The organism is Sulfitobacter sp. TBRI5, from assembly GCF_051013555.1.
Lineage (GTDB): Bacteria > Pseudomonadota > Alphaproteobacteria > Rhodobacterales > Rhodobacteraceae > JL08.
Window position 1 is genome coordinate 1,917,298 of record NZ_CP112884.1, and the last position, 21,736, is coordinate 1,939,033.

At 57.8% G+C, this 21,736-nt stretch carries 18 protein-coding genes; 3 read left to right on the top strand and 15 right to left on the bottom strand.

Annotated features, from left to right (window positions below):
- Window positions 1-74 precede the first annotated feature (74 nt).
- The 13 genes from OLX72_RS09695 to OLX72_RS09755 all read right to left on the bottom strand — a co-directional run bounded on the left by OLX72_RS09695 (window position 75) and on the right by OLX72_RS09755 (window position 13,521).
- Window positions 75-464: a Na+/H+ antiporter subunit G gene (locus OLX72_RS09695; RefSeq protein WP_114871377.1), complete on the bottom strand. Its 390-nt coding sequence runs from the start codon at window positions 462-464 to the stop codon at window positions 75-77.
- On the bottom strand, window positions 461-748 hold the full coding sequence (locus OLX72_RS09700; RefSeq protein ID WP_114871376.1) for a K+/H+ antiporter subunit F: 288 nt from the start codon (window positions 746-748) through the stop codon (window positions 461-463). Before OLX72_RS09700 ends, OLX72_RS09695 begins: the two co-directional genes overlap by 4 nt.
- Window positions 745-1,245 carry a Na+/H+ antiporter subunit E gene (locus OLX72_RS09705; protein ID WP_114871375.1) on the bottom strand — a complete coding sequence of 167 codons (501 nt, stop codon included), beginning with the start codon at window positions 1,243-1,245 and terminating at the stop codon, window positions 745-747. The genes OLX72_RS09700 and OLX72_RS09705 overlap by 4 nt, the downstream gene beginning before the upstream one ends.
- Before the next feature lies 1 nt (window position 1,246).
- The gene (locus OLX72_RS09710) at window positions 1,247-2,788 is read right to left on the bottom strand and encodes a monovalent cation/H+ antiporter subunit D (RefSeq protein WP_433990356.1); all 1,542 of its coding nucleotides are present in this window, start codon (window positions 2,786-2,788) and stop codon (window positions 1,247-1,249) included.
- Complete coding sequence (locus tag OLX72_RS09715; RefSeq protein ID WP_114871373.1) at window positions 2,785-3,153, bottom strand: Na+/H+ antiporter subunit C; 369 nt, start codon at window positions 3,151-3,153, stop codon at window positions 2,785-2,787. Before OLX72_RS09715 ends, OLX72_RS09710 begins: the two co-directional genes overlap by 4 nt.
- A gap of 1 nt (window position 3,154) precedes the next feature.
- Window positions 3,155-6,031, bottom strand: coding sequence for a monovalent cation/H+ antiporter subunit A (locus tag OLX72_RS09720; protein WP_433990357.1), 2,877 nt, complete (start codon window positions 6,029-6,031; stop codon window positions 3,155-3,157).
- 241 nt (window positions 6,032-6,272) lie between these two features.
- Window positions 6,273-7,148 (bottom strand): hypothetical protein, encoded by an 876-nt coding sequence (locus OLX72_RS09725; protein WP_433990358.1) that lies wholly within the window; start codon window positions 7,146-7,148, stop codon window positions 6,273-6,275.
- A gap of 142 nt (window positions 7,149-7,290) precedes the next feature.
- The gene (gene arsB / locus OLX72_RS09730; protein WP_433990359.1) at window positions 7,291-8,301 is read right to left on the bottom strand and encodes an ACR3 family arsenite efflux transporter; all 1,011 of its coding nucleotides are present in this window, start codon (window positions 8,299-8,301) and stop codon (window positions 7,291-7,293) included.
- On the bottom strand, window positions 8,298-9,575 hold the full coding sequence (arsJ, locus tag OLX72_RS09735) for an organoarsenical effux MFS transporter ArsJ (RefSeq protein ID WP_433990360.1): 1,278 nt from the start codon (window positions 9,573-9,575) through the stop codon (window positions 8,298-8,300). Before arsJ ends, arsB begins: the two co-directional genes overlap by 4 nt.
- Entirely contained in the window at window positions 9,572-10,570 is a 999-nt protein-coding gene (locus OLX72_RS09740) for an ArsJ-associated glyceraldehyde-3-phosphate dehydrogenase (RefSeq protein WP_433990361.1), read from the bottom strand. Before OLX72_RS09740 ends, arsJ begins: the two co-directional genes overlap by 4 nt.
- A gap of 6 nt (window positions 10,571-10,576) precedes the next feature.
- Window positions 10,577-11,419: a helix-turn-helix domain-containing protein gene (locus tag OLX72_RS09745; protein ID WP_114871355.1), complete on the bottom strand. Its 843-nt coding sequence runs from the start codon at window positions 11,417-11,419 to the stop codon at window positions 10,577-10,579.
- 93 nt (window positions 11,420-11,512) lie between these two features.
- A complete protein-coding gene (locus OLX72_RS09750) occupies window positions 11,513-12,628 on the bottom strand; it encodes an aromatic ring-hydroxylating oxygenase subunit alpha (protein ID WP_114872417.1) in 1,116 nt (371 codons plus the stop codon).
- Between the two features lie 5 nt (window positions 12,629-12,633).
- A complete protein-coding gene (locus OLX72_RS09755) occupies window positions 12,634-13,521 on the bottom strand; it encodes a MurR/RpiR family transcriptional regulator (RefSeq protein ID WP_433990450.1) in 888 nt (295 codons plus the stop codon).
- Between the two features lie 71 nt (window positions 13,522-13,592).
- On the opposite strand from OLX72_RS09755, the gene OLX72_RS09760 reads away from it, so the two are divergent.
- Genes OLX72_RS09760 through OLX72_RS09770 form a run of 3 tightly spaced genes read left to right on the top strand, consistent with a single transcriptional unit; the run spans window position 13,593 to window position 18,485 of the window.
- The gene (locus OLX72_RS09760; RefSeq protein WP_433990362.1) at window positions 13,593-16,049 is read left to right on the top strand and encodes an FAD-dependent oxidoreductase; all 2,457 of its coding nucleotides are present in this window, start codon (window positions 13,593-13,595) and stop codon (window positions 16,047-16,049) included.
- Window positions 16,046-17,194 (top strand): mandelate racemase/muconate lactonizing enzyme family protein, encoded by a 1,149-nt coding sequence (locus tag OLX72_RS09765; RefSeq protein WP_433990363.1) that lies wholly within the window; start codon window positions 16,046-16,048, stop codon window positions 17,192-17,194. The genes OLX72_RS09760 and OLX72_RS09765 overlap by 4 nt, the downstream gene beginning before the upstream one ends.
- A gap of 4 nt (window positions 17,195-17,198) precedes the next feature.
- Window positions 17,199-18,485 (top strand): aspartate aminotransferase family protein, encoded by a 1,287-nt coding sequence (locus OLX72_RS09770; protein ID WP_114871353.1) that lies wholly within the window; start codon window positions 17,199-17,201, stop codon window positions 18,483-18,485.
- 145 nt (window positions 18,486-18,630) lie between these two features.
- Here OLX72_RS09770 and OLX72_RS09775 read toward each other — a convergent pair whose 3' ends face one another.
- Both OLX72_RS09775 and OLX72_RS09780 read right to left on the bottom strand, forming a co-directional pair.
- Entirely contained in the window at window positions 18,631-19,962 is a 1,332-nt protein-coding gene (locus tag OLX72_RS09775; RefSeq protein ID WP_114871352.1) for a sigma-54-dependent transcriptional regulator, read from the bottom strand.
- Window positions 19,959-21,698: a sensor histidine kinase gene (locus OLX72_RS09780; RefSeq protein WP_114871351.1), complete on the bottom strand. Its 1,740-nt coding sequence runs from the start codon at window positions 21,696-21,698 to the stop codon at window positions 19,959-19,961. The genes OLX72_RS09775 and OLX72_RS09780 overlap by 4 nt, the downstream gene beginning before the upstream one ends.
- Between the last annotated feature and the right edge of the window lie 38 nt (window positions 21,699-21,736).

Genomic DNA, 21,736 nt, shown 5'->3' on the forward strand with positions numbered 1-21,736 from the left:
TCCTGCACTTTTGGACGGTGAAGCCGTTGTCCCGCACCGCGTTTCAGAACGCCATAGACGGTTGGCGCATATGGTCAGGTTTCGCTCTGTTCTACAAATTCGCGGTCTGCTTCGGGTACATCCAGGGTCGACCATGTTTCATCGCGCGGAGGCGACGGGGGTTCGGCGCAGGCGCGTTTGTGAATGGTCACCTTGGCCATGAAATTGGCCGAAATCGGTGCTGTGACGAACAGGAACGCCATGATCAACAACTCGTGCAGGGACCCTTCGCCAAAGGTGAAAGAATGGATCATCGATGCCAGCAACAGGGCACCAACACCCACCGTGCCCACCTTGGTGGGGGCGTGAAGCCGTGTCATGGAATCATTGAACTTGAGCAGGCCGATCGAACCGACAAGTGTAAAGAACGCCCCGATCACAAGGCAGACAGCCACGGCATAAGTCAGGAAATCTTCTACCGTCATTCTATGATGTCCCCGCGCAATACGAACCGGGCATAGGCCACTGTAGAAACGAACCCCAGCATGGCAATGATCAGCGAAACCTCGAAGTAAACCCGCGTGCCTTGCCCTATTCCCAACAGCACGATCAGGCCAATGGCATTTACCACCATGGTATCAAGCGCCAGAATGCGATCACCGGTATCGGGCCCGATTACCAGCCGGATCATGGCCATAAGCTGTGCCAGCGCAACTGCGACAAACGCAATGATTAGCGCAGTATTCATGACATCGGTTGCAAGGGTCATGTGAAAATCTCCTTGAGACGGCGTTCATAACGGTTCTTGATCTCGTCTCGTACAGCGTCGGGATCATTGGTATCCAGCGCGTGTACCAGCAGGCTGTGCCCTTCATTGGACAGGTCTGCCGAAACGGTACCGGGCGTCAGTGTGATGGTTCCCGCGAGGATTGTAATGGCTTCGGGCGTGCGCAGGTCCAGCGGTACGATCACCCAGGCCGGGCGCAGTTTGGAATTGGGGCGCGTCAGGACAATCCATGCCACCTGAACGTTGGCCACCATAATGTCCCACATCACAATCATGACATAGCCGATCATCCGGCCCATTCGGAATCCCTCGGGCCGGTCAGGCCACCAGACCGATGTTCCCAAGGGTATGATAATCCCGAGGATCAGGCCAAACACAATCATGCCCGCCGAAACATCGTTTTGCAGCAGGGTCCAGACGACGGCCAGCAACAGAGTCAAAAGCGGGTGCGGTAACAGCCAGTGGAATGCTTTGATCATGTCAATTGGCCTCCTTGGGTGTGCTGAGTTTACCGGGGGTGTCCAATACTGTCGAAATATAGGGTTCCGGTGCAAAAAGTTGCGCGGAAGTTGCGGCCATGTAGCGCTGCACCGGTCCGGCAAAGACGGTATGCGCGACCAGCAAGCCCAAAAGCCCGCCAACGGCCACATATGACAATATCGCGGGTGAGGGGGGGAGAGGTTCGTCCTCGGGGCGCTCGATGCTTTGCGCCTTCCAGAACACGATGCTGCCTGCACGGGCAAACCCGACGACGCTGATAAGGCTGGCCGACAGAACGATGGCCCAAATCCAGACCATTGCCGGCGTGGAATAGGCTGCATCAAGGATCATCAGCTTGCCCACAAATCCCGACAAAGGCGGCAGACCTGCCATCGCGATCGCCGCGACAAAGAACAAACCGGCGGTCAGGGCCGCCCCCCCGACAGGAGGGGCCGCCACCAGATCTACGTTGGCGCGCCCCGTGCGGACAAGATCGACGATCAGGAACAGCGCGCCCGCGGCCAATGTCGAATGGACGATATAATACAAGGCTGCTGCGATGCTGTCGGGCGTGAACATGGCAATCGCGACCATGACCATTCCCATCGATCCGATAACGGCAAAGGCCACAAGGCGGTCAAGCTTGCCTGCCGCCAGTACTCCAACCATCCCGATGGCCAGCGAAATAAGCGCCGCTGGCAGAAGCAAAGCGCTGTGCAAATCCGCCGTCACCGCAAGATCGGGTGGAAAAACGATCGTATAGACCCGGATGATCGCATAGGCACCCACCTTGGTCATGATGGCAAACAGGGCTGCAACAGGTGCCGGGGCTTCTGCATAGCTTGACGGAAGCCAGAAATGCAGCGGCACGACCGCTGCCTTGATGGCAAAGACCAGCAACAGCAGAATGGCGGCAACCCTGATGCCGACCGTGGTGTCAGCACTGACCAGATTTACGCGCTGCGCCAGATCGGCCATGTTCAGAGTGCCGGTTTCCGCATAGATCGCGCCCAGTGCAAACAGGAACAGGGTGGACCCCAGAAGGTTGAACAGCACGTATTGCACCCCCGCCCGCAACCTGACATTGCCGCCAGCGTGGATCATCAAACCATAGGATGCGATCAGAAGTACTTCGAAAAAGACGAAAAGGTTGAACAGGTCGCCGGTCAGAAACGCACCCATGATGCCCATCAGCTGGAACTGGAACAGCGCGTGAAAATGCCGTCCGCGGTCATCCCATCCCGATCCGATGGAATATAGCAGCACAAACAGCGCAAGCACCGCGGTCAGCAGCACCATCAACGTGGAAAGCCGGTCAGCGACCAGCACAATGCCGAAAGGCGCAGCCCAATCACCCAGTTGATAAAGCGTGATCGTGCCATCGGATGCCTGCCAGGCAAGACCTGCGGCAATGGCGATCACCATCGAGACGCCGGCTATCGAAAAGACCCGCTGGATGCCGATATGATATCGTGCGGCCAACACGATAAACGGGGCCAGAATGGCGGGCAGGATAACGGGGGCGATGATCCAGTGAATCATGTCGCGTCCTCCGTCCTGGTCAAAGATGCGTCCGAAGGCGGTTCAATCTGATCGTCCACATGGTCATCGTCCGAGCCGAGATAAGCGCCCAGCGCAATCATGACGACAACAGCCGTCATCCCGAAGGAAATCACAATCGCAGTCAGAACCAGTGCCTGCGGCAGCGGATCAGTATAGGTTGAAACGCCTTCCGTCAGGATCGGTGGGGCCGCCACCGTCAACCGGCCAGACGCAAACAGAAACACATTGACCGCATAAGTCAGCAGCGACACGCCAAGGATCACAGGAAACGTGCGCAACCGGAACACCAGATACAATCCGGCGGCAGTCAGAATGCCGATGGCAGAGGCGACAAGAAGTTCCATTCTACACCTCCTTCTGCGCGAGGCGCAGGTCGGCTTGTGGGTCGTCCCGTGACGGGTCGATATCCATCGGGTGATCGCTGTCGGGAACGTGCGCACGCCGTGCTAGGCGCGAAAAACTTTCCAGTGACAACATGACGGCACCGACCACGGCCAGAAAAACACCCAGATCAAAGGCTGCTGCCGTGGCCAGTTCGAACTTTTCAAAGGGTGGGATGCGGACATAGGTGAAATCCGATGTCAGGAATGGTTTGGTGAAGAACCACGATCCGATACCGGTCAACCCCGCCACCAGAACACCGGCACCAATGACGCCGTGATAGGGATAGCGCAACCTGTCCGAAGCCCAGTTGAAACCGCTGGCCATGTACTGCATGACCACCGCGATCGATACCACCAGACCGGCAATAAAGCCGCCACCGGGTTCGTTGTGACCGCGCAGGAAAATGTAGAATCCGACCATCAGAACAACCGGCATGATGACCCGCGTCAGCACAACCATCATCATCGGGTGCATGTCTCCCGAGCGTGGCTGGTCGGGCTTGCGGTTCAGCAGGCGCGCCCGGACAGGTCCGGACAATAGCGTTTCGGTCAATGCATAGATCAGCAGTGCGGCAATCCCCAGAACGATGATTTCGCCATAGGTGTCAAATCCGCGGAAATCGACCAGAATAACGTTCACAACGTTCGTGCCGCCGCCACCCTTGTAGGAATTGGCAAGGTGGAACTCCGAAATCGGTGTCGTGACGGCATCGCGCAGCAGGTAATGATAGGAAAGCGCCATTGCGCACAGGCCGCCGGCCACGGCAATGAATGTATCGCGCGTGCGGCGCAACACAGTGCTTTCGACCGGTGTGCGATTTGGCAGAAAGTTCAGCGCCAGAAGCAGCAGGATGATCGTGACCACTTCTACGGTGATCTGGGTCATCGCCAGATCGGGCGCGCTGAAATAGACAAACCCGATCGAAACGACCAGACCGACGATTGCGATCAGGATCAGCGATAGCATGCGGATGCGGTGCAGGAACACCAGACCGCAGGTTGCAGCCACCAGCATCAGCCAACCCAGGATTGGAATCGGGCCCGAAGGTTGCATGATCCGCGTCGCGCTGCCGACGGTCCCGGTTGTCCAGGCGTAGAACCCTGCGCTTAGAACGGTCACAGCCATAATCGCGCCATAGCGAGAAAACGCACCATCGTGCAGCGTGTTGATGACACGCTGCGCCAGCCCGACGACTGCAGTAATAATCGCGTCGAAAATAACCTTGGCTTCTGGCCGGGGGGCGGCATCCCACATTCTCAGGGCCGGGCGGTAGGCGGCAAGCAACAGCAAGCCGCCGACCGTCGCAACAATCGACATGTAAAGGGCAGGTACCAGACCATGCCAGATTTTCAGATAGGCTTTTGGCATTTCGGCGGCGTCACCCAATACGGCTGCAGTGACAAGGCGCACCAGCGGCTCTGCCAGAAACGGCGCCACGCCGATGGCAACAACCAGAATAACCAGAATTGCAGGTGGCAACCAAAGCCCCGAGCCGGGATCATGAGGCTGCGCCGGATAATCGTCGCGGACCGGCCCCAGAAACACGTGCCCGATCAGCCGGAAGCAATAGGCGGCAGAAAAAAGCGAACCCAGAACCGCAAGTCCGGGCACCAGCCACCACGTGTTGAACAGGACGGTGTGCGTTGTTTCCTCAAGCATCATTTCCTTGGACAAGAAGCCGTTCAGCAACGGGATACCAGCCATGGAAAGGGCCGCCAGTGTCGCAATGCCGAAGGTCACGGGCATCAGGTGGCGTAACCCGCCAAGCCTGCGGATATCGCGGGTGTGGGTTTCATGATCAATGATGCCTGCGGACATGAACAACGCAGCCTTGAATGTTGCATGGTTCAGAATGTGGAACACGGCAGCCATAGCGCCGAACGCGGTTCCCGTGCCCAGCAACATGGTGATCAGGCCCAGGTGGCTGACGGTTGAGAACGCGAGCAGCGCCTTCAGGTCATGTTTGAACAGCGCAATCACAGCCCCCAGCACCATCGTGACCAAGCCGGCCGTGGTGACAATGACGAACCATTCCGGCGTGCCCGAAAGCACCGGCCACATACGGGCCATCAGAAATATTCCGGCCTTCACCATCGTTGCGGAATGCAGATAGGCCGATACCGGGGTCGGCGCGGCCATGGCGTGGGGCAACCAGAAGTGAAAAGGAAACTGCGCGGATTTGGTGAAACAGCCCAGCAGGATCAGGATCAGGGCGGGCAGATACAAGGGCGAAGCCTGGATCAGTTCACGGTTCTGCAAGATCACGCTCAGATCATAACTACCCGCGATCTGGCCCAGAATAAGCATGCCACCAATCATCGCCAGCCCGCCCATGCCGGTCACAGCCAGCGCCATACGGGCGCCTTGCCGCCCTTCGGGCAGATGTTTCCAATACCCGATCAACAAGAAGGATGAAAGCGACGTAAGTTCCCAGAAAATCAGTAATAGCAGTATGTTATCGCTTAGAACGATGCCGACCATCGCGCCCTGAAACAACAGCAGATAGGTAAAGAATTCGCCCATATTGTCCTCGCGCGCGAGATAAAAACGCGCATAGGCAATAATCAGCAATCCGATGCCAAGGATAAGACCGGCAAAAAAGAACCCCAACCCGTCCAGCATCAACGTAAAGTTCAGCCCGAGCGAGGGAATCCAATCGGCCCGTGCCATCACGAAATCGCCGGCAAGGACCGTCGGCAGATTGGTGAGCAATCCGATAAATGCCGCGAGTGAGACGGTGAAGGTGACGCCTGCACAAGCCTGGCGTCCAGCGGAATTCATCAACCCGGGCAAGAGCGCGCCCAGAAAGGGCAGGGCAACGACAAGGAAAAGAGACACGTGAACTCCTGATCTGTGGGCCGGACAGTTTCCCCTATTTGTGACAGTTTGCGCGCAACCTCAAGAGAAACCGACAAAAACTGTCATGAATTCATGCCCTGTCTTTGTGACAGCATAAGTCGCTTGGCGCGTGATTGAGAAGTGTTAATGCGCGTTTATTCCGGCCTTCGAGCCATTATTGCGTGCCAAAAAGCAGGGTGATGACGGGGGTCAAAGCGGGTACTGGCTGTACCGCACCAAGCTAAGGCGAAATCAACTGGACGCCGGGCATGCGCGAGATTTCCAGAACGTCTTCTTCGTAGATATCGGTCAGCTCGCCAACCAACGCGTCCGTCCATCCCGGCAGGTCCAGTTCCTCGACGATTTCATCTTCCAAAGCGAATTTGTCCAGAAACGCGGATATCACCCGACGGCGCTGGACCTCGGTCATCGCAGGATGCGATGTCAGATAGGTTTCAAAACGTGCCATGCCTTGCGGGCTGATGATGTCGGACAACAGGTCATAGGCGCCCTCGATTTCTGAAAAGGGCTCCATACCGGCCATATCCCTGACGATCTGGGACCAGATCATCGGCGTATCCTCGTTGCACCAGACGGTGACAGATATTCCGGGGTTTGCTTCCTTTATGTCGCGGATCGTATTGGACCAGCGCAGTTCGCGCGGGTCCGCGCCGTCAAGAAAATCGTGCAGTTCGTCCTTGGGGGATTCCTTGTAGATCGCTGGCAAAAAGCTTCCCGGATCGCGCAGCCCCATGAACATTTCAACCTCGTCATCGGGAAAAAGCTGCTGAAAGTGCGACATGCGTTCGGCTGCGGCCGGATATATTTTCCCGCGCCGTACCGCCGCTCTGGGCGCGCCGAAAAAATTTGTGTTGGACAGGATCACGCGGTCGGCGGTTTCTTCATCCAGTATGGCATCCAGCAACACTTCGCGGGCATCGGGGTCTGCCGCTGACTTGCGCATCGCAATCAGCGTCTGACGCAGTAATTTTCGGTATTTTCCCGGTCCGGGCACCGCAACGCCCAAATCCGAAAAAGCCTGTTTGTTCTTCAACAGGCACTTCATCAACCGCTCTTCGTCTGTGTAGTGCGCGCCAGTGTGAACGATAACCTGCATGACACTCCGCAGAAGTTTGAGATGACTGGCGGCAAGTATATCGGGTTTGCGGGCGAACGGAACCGGTTTTGCATCTGAAGGGTGCGGGGCGCCTTGGTTTGACAGCATTCCTGGCTGGGCGTGTGCCACATTCCTTGCTGTGCTAGGATACAAACCGTGCCCGCGTTTTGTTGGCGAATGCAACAAGGGTCAGCATGACCGGCACCTCGACCAGAACGCCGACAACGGTTGCCAAGGCAGCACCAGAGTTCAATCCGAACAGGCTGATGGCAACCGCGACGGCCAGTTCAAAGAAATTCGACGTGCCGATCAGCGCGCATGGGGCCGCAATCCGGTGCGGTACTTTCAATGCAAAGGCGGCCGCGTAACCGACTGCAAAAATGCCGTAGCTTTGCAGAATGATGGGTACGGCGATCAGTATGATGATGAATGGTTTGGATACAATCACCTGCCCCTGCAGGCCAAACAGGATCATGACGGTTACGATCAGGCCAACGATTGAATAGGGTTTCACACGCGCCTGAAATGCCTCGATCGCGTCAATCGACCCAAGCCGGCGGCGTGTCATCAAACCTGCAAAAAGGGGCAGCGCGATAAACAGCAAAACCGACAGAACCAGCGTCGACCACGGCACGTTGATATCCGTAACACCCAACAGGAACGCCACAATCGGTGCAAAGGCGATGACCATGATCAGATCATTCACTGACACCTGCAAAAGCGTGTAGGTTTCATCGCCCCGCGTCAGTTGCGACCATACAAACACCATCGCCGTGCACGGCGCCGCGCCAAGAAGGATCAACCCGGCAATGTATTGCATCGCGTCTTCGGGTGGAATCCATGGTGCGAAAACATACTGGAAAAAAAGCACCGCCAAAGCGGCCATGGTGAACGGTTTGATCAGCCAGTTGACAACAAGTGTGATCAGCAATCCGCGGGGTTGTTTCGCCACATCGCGCAGCGATCTGGGATCAACGCCAACCATCATCGGATAGACCATTGCCCATATCAGCACAGCGACAACCAGATTGACGCTGGCCAGTTCCGCCGCTGCGACCGCATTGACCAGTTGGGGTGCAATATTGCCCAGAACGATCCCGCCCCCCATTGCCAATGCAATCCAGAGGGACAGGTATTTTTCGAAGATGTTCATACTGCAATCCCGGTCGTTTTTTGTGTTTTCAGTTGCAGCATCGCCAGCCAGCTGAGCCCTATCATGAATGCGGCGGTGCCCAAAGACAATGAAAGCCCCCCCAGTTGATAGGTCAGGCCGGACAGAACCGTGCCGACAAGACGTCCTGCTGCGTTGGACATGTAATAGAAACCGACATCCATCGTGACCCTTTTTTCATCTGTAAAGCTGAGGATCAGGAAAGAGTGCAGCGCCGAGTTGACGGCAAAGATGCCGCCAAACACCAAAAGACCCAGAACGATCGTCAAGGTCAGTGCACCGGACGGTTCGGGGGCAAGAAACACCAGACCGGCAAGCAGGGCTGGCACTATGATCAACATAGCGACCCAGCGTTTGGCTTGGGCCAGAATCTGTTCGTCGGTGCGCGATGCAGCCTTGAGGATGCGGGGGGCCCAGCCCTGAACAAAGCCGTAGAGGATTGTCCAGACAGCCATGAATGTACCGATCATGAAGAATGCGGCGTGTTTGCCATCGATGCTGCCATCGGAAAGCACCGCGTAGAAATAGATCGGGATGCCAACCACAAACCACACATCCCGGGCGCCGAACAGGAAAAGACGGGCCGCGCTCAGCCAGTTGATGTTGCGGTTTTTCGATAACACCTCGGAGAATTTGGCGTCCTTTCGGGCAACCGGCAGGCCGGATGGCATGCCGATCACGACCGCGATCAGGATCGCGAAAAGGATCACGGCCATTATCAGAACAGATGGAACAAAACCGAACACCGCCAGCAATACGGCACCCAGCAGAAAGCCGCTTCCTTTGACTGCATTCTTTGATCCTGTCAGAAGCGCCACCCAGCGGAACAGACCGCCGCCGTCACGCGGCGCAAGGATTTTGACGGCGCTTTTGGAACTCATCTTGGCAAGATCCTTGGCCACGCCGGACAGCCCTTGCACCGACATCACAAAGATCACAGAGGCCGTGATGCTCCACGCGGGATCAAGCTGGGTTAGCGCCAGCAAGGCAACAACCTGCAGGGTCAGCCCGGCATAGAGTGTCGAGGTCAGGCCGAACCGCGCCGCAACCCATCCGGCAGACAGGTTGGTCACGACACCGGCGATTTCGTAAAGAACAAAGAGATAGGCCAGTTGGACCGGCGAAAATCCCAAAGTGTGAAAATGCAGCAGAACCAGCATGCGCAGGGCACCGTCGGTCAGCATGAAGGCCCAGTAGGCCGCCGTGACAGCGATGTAAGCGCTCAATCCCGCAGGCCGTTCGTCAGGTTTTGTCACAGCTTGCCGCCGACCATAAGGGCAACATCGACCAACCGGTAGGCATAGCCATATTCGTTATCATACCACGCATAGACCTTAAGCTGGGTGCCGTTCACGACCATCGTCGATGGTGCATCAATGATGCTGCTGCGCTGATCGTTCGTGTAATCCGATGACACAAGGGGGCGTGTTTCGTACCCAAGAATACCTTTCAACGGGCCCTCGGCGGCGGCCTTGAACAACCCGTTCACCTCTTCCACGGTCGTTTCGCGGGCCATTTCAAACACACAATCCGTGATCGAGGCGTTAAGCAGCGGAACGCGAACGGCATGGCCGTTCAGTTTGCCGGTCAATTCCGGGTAGATCAGGGTAATCGCCGTGGCCGATCCAGTCGTGGTCGGGATCAGGTTGGTCAGCGCAGAGCGGGCCCGCCGCAAATCCTTGGCCGGGCGGTCGATGATTGTCTGGGTATTGGTCACATCATGGATTGTCGTGATGGAACCGTGCTTGATGCCGATCCCCTCAAGCAAAACCTTCACGACCGGAGCAAGGCAGTTTGTCGTGCAACTGGCCGCTGTAATGATCTGGTGGGTTGCCGGATCGTAAATACCCTCGTTTACGCCATAAACGATGTTTGCCGTTGGTCCGTCCTTGACCGGCGCCGATACGATGACCTTTTTCACACCTGCGGCAAAATACGGGGCCAGGCTGGCCTCTGTCTTGAAGGCGCCTGTACAGTCTATGACAACATCCACACCGTCCAAAGGCAGGTCTTCCAGCGTGCGGGTGCTGGTTACTGGAATACGGGTTCCGTCAATGCTGATCGCATCCGCGTCTGCCGCAAACTCCGCAGGCCAACGCCCGTGAACCGAGTCAAATTCCAGAAGATGCGCATGCATGGCAGGATCGCCAATGGCATCATTGATGAATGCAATCTGCGCGCCGCGTTCAAGCAAAGGGCGCAAGGCAAGCTTACCGATGCGGCCAAGACCGTTCAGTGCGTAGGTGGTCATAATCAGTTATCCTTGGGTGGCGGTTTCTTTGCCGATTTCATCGACTCGTTTTTGCAATGTCGCGCGATCAAGAAGGTCGAAAGACAGCGCTGTGAATGCGTTGATCCGGTTGTACAAAGCCCCGTATGTCTGTTGAAACGCCAGCCGCTTTTCAGCAAGAGTCCCATCAGCCTTGACCGGGTCCGGCATGCCCCAATGGCCCGAAACCGGCTGGCCGGGCCAGGTGGGGCATTCTTCGTTTGCGGCGCGGTCACACACTGTAAAGACAAATTCCATTTTCGGCGCGTCGGAATGTTGAAATTCTGACACGTTCTTGGACCGCAAGGGGGCGATGTCGTGCCCCTTTGATTGCAGCATTTCAACGGCAAGTGGGTTCAACTCTGAGCGATGCGCAGTACCTGCGGAGTAAGCGGTGAATTTGTCACCTGCCATGTCGCGCAGGATGGTTTCGGCAAAAATCGAGCGGGCCGAATTGCCGGTGCATACAAAAAGCACGTTATATTTCTTGTCAGCCATGAGAGGAATACTCCTGATAAGGTCAGAAAAGTGAGGCGGGCAAAGATCTGCCCGGCCGCGACAACAATCGACAAAGAGACCCGCAACAACATCGCGGGCTGCATTAAGATTTACGGCGTAAAGCAGTCGTGTCTTGTCCCGGCGTTGCGAGATCAGCCCGGCCTGTGTCAGGGCCGAAAGATAAACCGATGCGGTGCTGGGCTTCAGGTCCAGCACTTCGGCAATCTCGCCGGCGGGCAGTTCATCGGGGCAGCGCCGCATGAGCAGACGAAACACCGCCATCCGCTGGGGATGGCTAAGAGTTGCGAGTCGGTCTGTGAGCAATGATTCCATATTTCACGAATATTGGAAATATAGGGAGTGCGTCAATCATGGCGTGGATCATCGCGACGCGTTTCGAGACCTTAGCCGGATGTTGCGAACAGCTCAGCCATTCACAGCCTCGCGCATCCAGCGTTGCAGATGCAGCACCGAATGTTCGGAATTCACGCCGCATCCGGGATCGACAACCAGCGGACCCGGAACATATCCGCGCGATTTCAACCCGCGCTGAACGCTTTCGACCAGATGGATATCCTCTTCGACGGTGGTTGCGCGATCTTGCTGGGCCATGCGGCGTACGGTTTCGTCGTCATAGCCACCGACCGAATACCACCCGCGCCAGACCACCACATGATCCGCATTCACGGCGCGCCAGTGATAGGTGTTAAGCAGGTTGCCCGGATAAACCTGAAACGAGAACATCGGCCACAAGAACCACGACGAGTATTTGTCATTGTTTTCGAACCCGCTTGCGATGTCATAGGTCATCTGGGACAGGTCGTTGCATTCGGTGGTATGGCGCAAACAATAGCCCTGCGGCTGGATATCATAGGTTTCGGGCCGGATCACGCCAGTGGCAAAGGTCGGGTGGTTCAGGCTGCAATGGTAACATTCCGAGTAGTTCTCGACCGACACTTTCCAATTGCAATTCTCGGGGATTTCCACCCATTCCAGTGGTTTCAGATCGGCCCAATGCGGCACAAATGTTTCGATTTCGGCGCGGGAATTTGGGAACCATTCGTCCATTGGCGCGGCGTTCGGATCAAGATTGACAAAAATGAAGCCAAGAAAGACTTCGGTACGTACTTCGGACAGGCAGATCTTGGATTTATCAAAACCCGGTACGGATTTGGAATTGGGTGCTGCGCGCAACCCGCCTGTCAGTTCATAGGTCCATGCGTGATAGGGGCAAACCACGACACGGGTTGATCCTTCGCCGCTGACAAGCTGATGCGCGCGGTGCTGGCAGACGTTGTAGAAGGTGCGAATGACTCCGTCATGCCCCTTGATGCAAAACAGGCTTTCGTCGGCCATATCAAAGGCGAAGTAATCACCGGGGTTTTCCAGCTGACTTGCATGTCCCGCAAACTGCCATGTCTGCGCCAGCAGGCCTGCTTTTTCCACCTCATAGACGTGCGGGTCTGTGTAATAACGCGCATCAAGCGAGCGCACAGGCGTGCTTGTCTGCGCCGCCGCTTCGCTGTTTGAGGGCGCGGTCATGTCACTCATTCGGGATCCTCCACGTAGATGCCAAGCTGATGGCGACGATCATGAAATTTCTCGACCCGCACCACGATCTCTTCGGATGCCACGGCGATGACAAAGCTGAGCAGGGTTTCCAGTAGGGCGATGGTTGGCACCGAAGAGGGGAAGAATTGCGGTGTGTCCACGGCCACGACAAAACCGTGATCGGCGGCGCGTATGACCGGGCTGGCGGGGCTGTCGCTCAGACCTATGATCGTCACCCCCTGTTCGCGCGCCACGTTGATGGCGGCCACAACCTCGCTGCGGTAAGGGCGCATGGACATTGCAATCAGCACGTCGCGCCCGTCGGCCCAGGCCAGATCGTCTACCGCGGTCGATCCGGGGCGCGGGATCGCGTGAAACTGCGTCATGCCGGTCGACGCAAGGTAGGTAAAGTTGCGCGCGTTGGCATTGTTGACGCCGACACCAAGGGTGAACACCTGCCGCGACGCCCATATCGTTTCAGCCGCCGATTTCATTGCTTCTGCGCTGGTGGCGGCAAAAGTTTCTTCGATGTTGCGGATCGCGGCGCCGGCCATATCAGCGTAAAGCCCGCCAAGGTCGCCGGATTTTCGAATATCCTGCAACCAGCGCGCCCGGTCGGGGAAGCTTACCGCGCCTTTGCGGATCGCCTCGCGGAAGGGCGCGCGGAAATCCTCGTAACCTTCGAACCCCACCTGGCGCGCCATACGCACAAAGGTGTTGGGTTTGACATTGGCCGCCTCGGCAATCTCGCGCACGGTCGAAACCCCAACGTCATTGGGGTTTTCGAGGACGTAGCGCGCAGCCTTCTGTGCCTCGGGTGTCAGCGCGTCCCACTCTTCGGTGAGGCGGTCCAAGACGTTCGATGATACATTTGTGCCATTCATGATTGACATTGGTACACATGTGCATCTAACCTGTCCATCAGTTTCGCGATTTTCGGGCAAAGGATATGACCATGTCGGAGAAGAGTTTTCCCAGTCACGCCCGTGTGGTCATTGTTGGCGGCGGTGTGATGGGGGTGGGGCTGGCTTATCACCTCGCGCACGAAGGATGGGGCCCGGACGTGGTCTTGCTTGAAAAGGCCGAGCTGACGTCCGGAAGTACGTGGCATGCCGCGGGGCAGATCACGCATTCCACCTCCAGTTTTGGTCTGGGCAAATGCGTCGATTATAATATCGGCCTCTATTCCGGCGGGTTGGAGGCAGAGACCGGACAGGCTGTCACCTGGCATGGCTGCGGTTCATTCCGGCTGGCCTATACCAAGGACGAGATGGACTGGCTTCGGCATACACTTTCGGTCGGGCGCTCTCTCGGGTTCAATATCGAACTTGTCGGGCCGGACCGGGTGGCGGAACTGCACCCGTTTTACAACCTTGAAGGTGTGTTGGGCGCGCTGCACACGCCGGATGACGGACATGTAGATCCAACCAACGTGACAATGGCAATGGCTACGGGTGCGCGGGCCAAGGGGGCGCGGATCATCCGTCGCTGCCGGGCGACAAACATCGCGCTAGCGCCGGGCGGCGAATGGGTTGTTGAAACCGAACAGGGTACAATCACTTGCGAACATGTGGTCAACGCGGGTGGCACCTATGCACGGCAGATGGGCGAGTGGTCGGGGTTGCAACTGCCGATGACTTCGATGACGCACCACTATTTCGTGACCGACGAGGTGCCGGAGTTCCGCGATCTGGAGCGTGAATTGCCAGTGATCCGCGATGATCGAAAGGTATCCGGTTATATCCGGATGGAACAAAAGAAGGGTCTGATCGGCATCTACGAAAAGACCAATCCCAATACCGTCTGGACGGATCATTGCCCTTGGGAAGCCGAGAACGAACTTTTTGAAGCTGACTATGACCGTGTCATGCCGTGGCTTGAGGAATCTCTCAATCGTATGCCGATTCTTGCCGATCTGGGCATCACGCGCGATGTGCACGGCGCAATCAGCCATCCGCCGGATGGCAACCCGCTGATCGGCCCTGCGCCCGGCGTGCGAAATTACTGGTGTTGTTGCGGCACCCAGATCGGTATCGGCTGGGGGCCCGGTCTGACACGTGAACTGGCACGTTGGATGGTGCATGGCGCAGCGGATATCTCGATGCGTGATTTCGATCCGCGCCGCTTTGGCAGCTACGCAGTCAAAGAGTGGCAGGTCACTAAGGCGAAGGAAGACTACTGCCTGCGCCATGAAATTCCATTCCCCCATTTTAACCGGCTGGCGGGGCGCCCGATCAAGCCATCGCCGCTTTACGAGACTCTCGGGGCGAAAGGCGCCGTCTATGAAGAGGTCTATGGTTTTGAGCGCCCGCGCTGGTTCGCCAGGGATGGCATAGCGCAGAAAGATCACTATTCGTTCCGTCGCACAGAGGTGGACGACATGGTCGCCGCAGAGGTCAAGGCGGTGCGCGAACGTGTCGGGATAATGGATGTGACCGCTTTCACCAAGGTGCTGGTCGAGGGGCCGGATGCCTATGCGTTGCTTGATCATCTGACGGCGAACCGGATGCCGCAAAAAGTCGGATCGATCACGCTCACCCACATGCTGAACCGCCGCGGCCGAATAGAGCTTGAAACGACGGTTGTCCGCATGGCAGATGATCGGTTCTATCTGGTTTGTGCAGCCTTTTTCGAACAACGTCTGCTGGATCATCTGCGCCATCATCTCGGCGAACAGGATGTGACCATCACCGCGTTGTCCGATAGCTGGGGCGCATTATCGCTTAACGGTCCTCGCGCCCGCGATGTTCTGGGCGCTGTCACTGCCGCGCGGCTTGACAACGCGGGCTTTCGTTGGCTTTCAGCACAGGAAATCGACATTGCCGGACATAGAATTTGGGCCTTTCGCATGTCCTATGCCGGCGAATTGGGCTGGGAATTGCACATGCCGTTTGCGGCGATGACGGATGTCTACGCCGCGCTTTGGAACGTCGGTAAACCGTATGATATAGCTGATTACGGCAGTTTCGCCATGAACGTGATGCGCATGGAAAAAGGCTTCAAGGGCGCGGGTGAACTGACCAACGAAGTCACGCTGGCCGAAGCGGGCGTGTTGCGCTTTGCGCGGACGGACAAGGATTATCTGGGACGCGAAAAAACCTTGAATACCGACCTTCCTTGGGTCTGTGCGTATCTTGGGATCGAACCGGATGGCGAGATTGACGGTCACGGTGGTGAGGCTGTGTTGCTTGACGGTAAAGTGGTTGGTTCCACAGCATCAGTTGTCTATGGCCATACGGTCGGCAAAATCCTCGCTTTCGCCTATATCAAGCCAAACGCCGCCGAACCCGGAACCGCGCTAGAGGTGGTGATCCATGGCAAGCCCCGCGCTGCCCGCGTACTTGGCGAACCGGCCTACGATCCGCAAAGCGAACTGCCGCGCGTGGATGCCATTCAGGAGCCCGCCCAATGAACCGGATCGCGTCTCCTGCGCTGACGCCTGTCGGGACCGGTCAACGCATTACAAGGTTGCGGCTTTGGCATGTGCCGCTGACCAGCCATACGGCCTATTACATGGCCGACGGCAAAACCTGCGATACGGTGGAAACGGTTATCATTGCGGTCGATACCGATGCCGGGCTGACAGGCTGGGGCGAGGTTTGTCCGATCCCGCATTACCTGCCTGCCTATGCGCGTGGCGTTGCACCCGCCTTGCAGGAACTGGCACCGGTCATCCTTGGGGGCGCCCCCGTCGGGGCAGAGGCCCTGATGGCCAGGGCCGACGCCATTCTTCCCGGTCACGTCTATGCGAAATCTGCGCTGGACATTGCGCTTTGGGACATCACCGGGCAAGCGGCGGGTTTGCCGATCCATGCCTTGATGGGCGGACGCCGGCAAGAGAGCCTGCCGCTTTACCATTCCATCACCTGCGTCGACCCCGACAAGATGGCCCGCATCGCACACGAGGCGAAAGCAAACGGCATCACCCAGTTTCAGGCAAAACTGGGCGCATCGGGCGACTGGCAGACCGATATTGAACGACTGGTCAAGGTGCGCGAGGCGGTCGGCCCCGGTCCGCTGGTTTACGGTGACTGGAATTGCGGTGCCACGACATTGGATGCGATCCGTGTGGGGCGCGGAGTTGCGCATCTGGACATCATGCTGGAACAACCCTGCGCTACGCTGGAGGACTGCGCACGGGTGCAATCTGCAACCGGCCTGCCGATGAAACTTGACGAGTTGGCCCATGACACGGCCTCCCTTCTGAAAGGGCACAGGCTTGGGATCATGGATGCAGTGGCGCTGAAGTTGTCGAAGTTCGGCGGGCTTTCGCCTTCGCGCCGGGCGCGCGACCTGTGCCTGCATCTGGGTGCCAAGATGTGTATCGAATGTACCTGGGGCAGCGATATCGTCACTGCTGCCGCGCTGCACCTTGGCGCGGCGACTCCGCCAAACCTTGTTCTGAACGTCTGTGACCTGTCAGGCTATGTCAGCCCGCGTCTTGCACCCGACGCGCCGACCCGCGACCATGGCCGCATCGCTCCGCCTGATGGTCCCGGTCTTGGCATCACCATCGACGAAGGCAGCCTTGGCACACCTGACCTGATACTGGACTGAGCACATGAACCGCATTCACACCCAAGCCGACTGGATCGCACGCGCGCGAAAGGTTCTTCCGGCCGCGGGATTTGGAAATTTTGACCCGGGCATTGTCATTGCACGGGGGCAGGGCAGCCACGTCTGGGACGAGGATGGCAAGGAATATGTCGATTACCTGATCGGTTCTGGCCCGATGCTGCTTGGTCATGGCCATCCCGAGGTCATGGAGGTGATCTTTGATCAACTGCCACAAGGAATGACCTTTTTTGCCAACAACGCCAAAGGCATAGAGCTGGCCGAAGCGATTGTCGAAGCTGTACCCTGCTGCGAACAGGTGCGCTTTGTCACCTCGGGTGGTGAGGCTGACATGTATGCGATCCGTCTGGCGCGCGCCTTTACCGGCAAATCCAAAATCCTGAAATTCGAAGGCGGTTATCATGGTATGTCCGCAGAGGCGCAGATGAGTCTTGCACCGGTCAGACAGGTCAACTTTCCCACTGCCGTACCCGACAGCGCCGGTATTCCACAGGGCGTCGCCGACGAAATGCTGATTGCGCCCTTCAACGATCTGGAAGCTGTCGCATCGCTTCTGAGCGAACATAATGACGTGGCTGCCATCATCGCAGAGCCTTTGCAGCGCATCATCCCGGCGCTTCCCGGCTTTCTGCAAGGTCTGCGCGACCTCTGCGACAAGCATGGCGTTCTGCTGATTTTCGATGAGATCGTTACCGGGTTCCGCCTTGCCTATGGGGGCGCACAGGAGCGTTATGGCGTGACGCCGGATATCTGTACGCTGGGCAAGATCATCGGCGGTGGCTTTCCGCTGGCTGCTCTCGGCGGCAGCACCGAAATCATGTCGCATTTTGACAAGGCGACCGTGGGTTCCGAGAAGTGGCTGATGCAGCTTGGTACATTGTCGGGCAATCCGGTCGCATCAGTCGCGGGGCTGAAGACAATGGAAATTCTGCGCCGGGCGGGTCAATATGACCGGCTGCGCGACCTTGGGCAACGATTGATTGATATGCAGGCACGGGCCCTGACCAAGGCGGGTATCAACCACAGGATTTGCGGCGACCCGACCCTGTTTGATCTTTACTTTACCGATGTCGACCCGGTGGATTACCGCAGTGCGAAACACAGCGATCCCAAACTGAACGAAGTCTGGAACACTGTCCTGCGCGAGAACGGCATCTTCAAGTCGCCGGGCAAGTTTTATCCATCACTGGCATTGACGGATGAGGATTTGGAGATGACGCAGACAGCCGTAAACCTCGCGGCACATGCGGTGGCGAAGATAGTTAATGGATAAGAACCAACTGACATGCCCGAGATCGGGTAATTCGCCAAATTGAGTTTCCGTTGGCCCAGTATCGCCGAGGTTCTTTGGGTAGTATGGCAAGTTAGCCCTTTTGTTTCCCCGTCAAGCGCAAGATGAAATGAACAGGCGGGGCAAATCAGTCTGTTCTGTCAGACTTGGCGTCGGGGTCGGAAGACAACCCATAGCGCCGCATCTTGTCATTAAGGGTCCGGCGGGGAATCCCCAGTTTTTCCGCGGCACGCAGCGTATTGCCGGCATGGGCATCCAGAACCGCTGAAATCTCGCGGGCTTCGAATTCAGATACACGTTCTGAAAGGGTCATCGGGCCGGAGCTTGGGCCAGCCACGCCGCCCAGGTCAAACAGCCCAAGCGCATAGGCCTCGGCGCTTGTCTTGAGTTCACGCACATTTCCTTTCCACGCAAGACGCTTGAGCTTTTGTGACAGCGACCAAGGCACCTTGGGGTCTGCGCGGCCATAGCGGCGGGCGGCAAGTTGTGCGTAATGCGCAAAGATCAAAGGAATATCCTCGCCGGCCTCGTGCAATGTCGGCGTGTTCAGTTCTGTGCCTGCCAGCCGAAAGTATAGATCGGGGCGAAAGGTGTCGAGCAAACGGAGATTGGTTTTCGTCGTGGCGATGACCCGGACATCAAGAGGCCTTGCTGCTGTTTCGCCCATCCGTTCCAGGCTGCGTTCCTGCAACACGCGCAAAAGCTTGGCCTGAATGGCGCCGGGCATCGTCTCGACCTCGTCCAGCACAAGTGTGCCCCCGTGTGCCGCCTCCAGCTTGCCGGCGCGTCCTTTGGCATCGTGGGCAAACACGCCCGCGCCATGCCCAAACAGGATCGTTTCAGCCATCTGTTCCGGCAGGGCCGCGCAATTGAGGGCCACGAAAGGGCCTTTGCCACGGGTGCTTGCGGCATGGATCGCGCGGGCCGCAAGTTCCTTGCCCGTACCTGTTTCGCCGGTGATCAGCACGTCCAGATCGACCGAAGCCAGCGCCGCAATGCGTTTACGGAACCCGCGCATGGCACGTGACTTTCCCAGAATGCTGACATCTGCGTGCTGGGCCAGAACCGTTTGCAGGCGGGCAACCTCGCGCCGGGCGGCCTGCGCCTCCAAGGCGCGGCTTACGACGGCAAGCAGATGCGCGGAATCGTATGGCTTTTCCAGAAAATCCTCGGCGCCGGCACGGACTGCCTCGACCGCGTGGCCAATATCGCCGTGGCCTGTCAACAGAACCACTGGCACGTCCGGTCTTTGCGCCTTGATCTCTTTCAGAAAGGCAATACCGTCCATTTGCGGCATACGCAGATCGCTGATGATAAGGTCAGGCTCGCCCGCCAAGGCGCGCAAAGCGTCGCCCGCCGAAGAAAAGCCTTGAACCGCATAGCCGGAAATCTGAACCAGATCGCCAAGCGCTGACAGGTGATCGGCATCGTCATCCACGATATAGATGCTGGCGGTCATGCGGCTTTTACCTTTTCCTTAACAGCCAGGGGCAGGGTGACTGTCACTTGCGTGCCTTTGCCTTTGGTCGAAGAAATATCGAGCGATCCGTTGAAATCGGCAAGGATCGCCTTGCAGATTGCCAAGCCAAGACCCAACCCCTCACCGGTCAGCTTGGTCGAAAAGAAAGGTTCGCTGACATGCGACAGGTCGGCGTCGGGAATGCCGACGCCGGTGTCTTTCACGCACAGGCACGCCCGACCCTGTTCAGATGTCAAAGTGATACTGATATGGGCATCCTGTTTTTCGGCAATCGCGTCCAGCGCGTTCAGCAGCAGATTCACCACGACCTGTTCGATCCTGATGGCGCCAGCCATCACAAAAACCGCATCTGCCGGGCTTTCATATCGGGGTACAATCCCCAAGCTGCGCAATCGCGGCGCAACCAGATCAAGGGCGGCATCCACCGAAACGCGCATGTCGATGAGTGACAATTCCACCACTTCCTTGCGCGCAAAGCTTTTGAGGTGTTTTGTTGTGCGCTGCATCCGCCGGATCAGCCCGCGCGCCTTGCCCAGACGGGTCATTGTTGGTGCGTCACCGTGATCCACACCCAGTTCCGCCGCCGATAATGTGGCCTCCATCGCCGCAAGCGGTTGGCTGATCTCGTGGACGATCGCTGCCGACATCCGCCCAAGAGCAGCCATCTTTTCAGTATGGACCAGCGCCTCTTGCGCGGCTCTCAGGTCTACTTCGGCCTGAATGCGGGCATCCACTTCCCGGGCAAGATCCGTTGTGCGTTCAATGACCATGGATTCCAGTTTTTCCGACTGCGAAAGACGCAATGCAATGATCTGGCGACGCTGTTCCCACGCTTTCAACGCAGCCGCAATCGCCAGTGTGGCTAGCGCGGCAAGAGCGGCCCAGCCCAAAGCCAGAAGCTGCAATCCTGCGGTCGGTCGGGCGGCGATCACTTGCCAGCCGGTCGCTTGCATCGGCGCAATCCGCGCGATCCACCCTGCGCCTTCGGCATCAACCCCCTTCAGCGGCGAAGATACCAGCGGTTCGGATGTCGCCAGCGCGATCCCCTCATAGGCGCGGGTGGCGGAAATGCGATCAAGAACATCGGTGTTCAGCCGGGTAAGTGCCCGGTATTGCCAATCGGGCCGCGCGGAAAGGAAAACGACGCCGTTCTCATCGGCAAGGGCCACATCTGCATCGGCGGCACGCCAGATGTCCTCTAACGGGCGCAAGTCCAGCTTGACGACCAGAACGCCTTGGGTGTCTGCCGCATCGATCCGGGTTGAAAGGAAATATCCCGGTACGCCGGTTGTGACCCCGATTGCGTAGAACTGACCCTGTCCTGTTTCCAGCGCTTCCTGAAAATAGGGGCGGAACGCGTAATTCTGCCCGACGAAACTGCCCGGCCGGTTCCAGTTCGACGCGGCAATCGTGTCGCCCTGCGCGTTGATCAGAAACAGATCGCCCGCCTGGGCATGTACGGCGACCGTTTCCAGATAGGTGTTTGCGGCTTGCAGCGGGCCTGTCCCGGCCAGCGCATTGCGGACACGAACATCCTCGGCCGCGACAGCGGGAAGGGATCGCAGGCGTTCCACTTCTGTCTCGACAGCGCGCGCGGTCAAAAGCAAGGTCTGGTCCAGTTCGGTGCGCGCTGCCCGCAGGGCAAGGTGCTGCGCGGCAATCCAAACCAGTACCGCGGCAAGACCTGCAACCAGAAGCGGCCGGATCAGTGTCATGGTGTCAGGTTTCCGATGCGTGTCCCATCCCTGCCGGA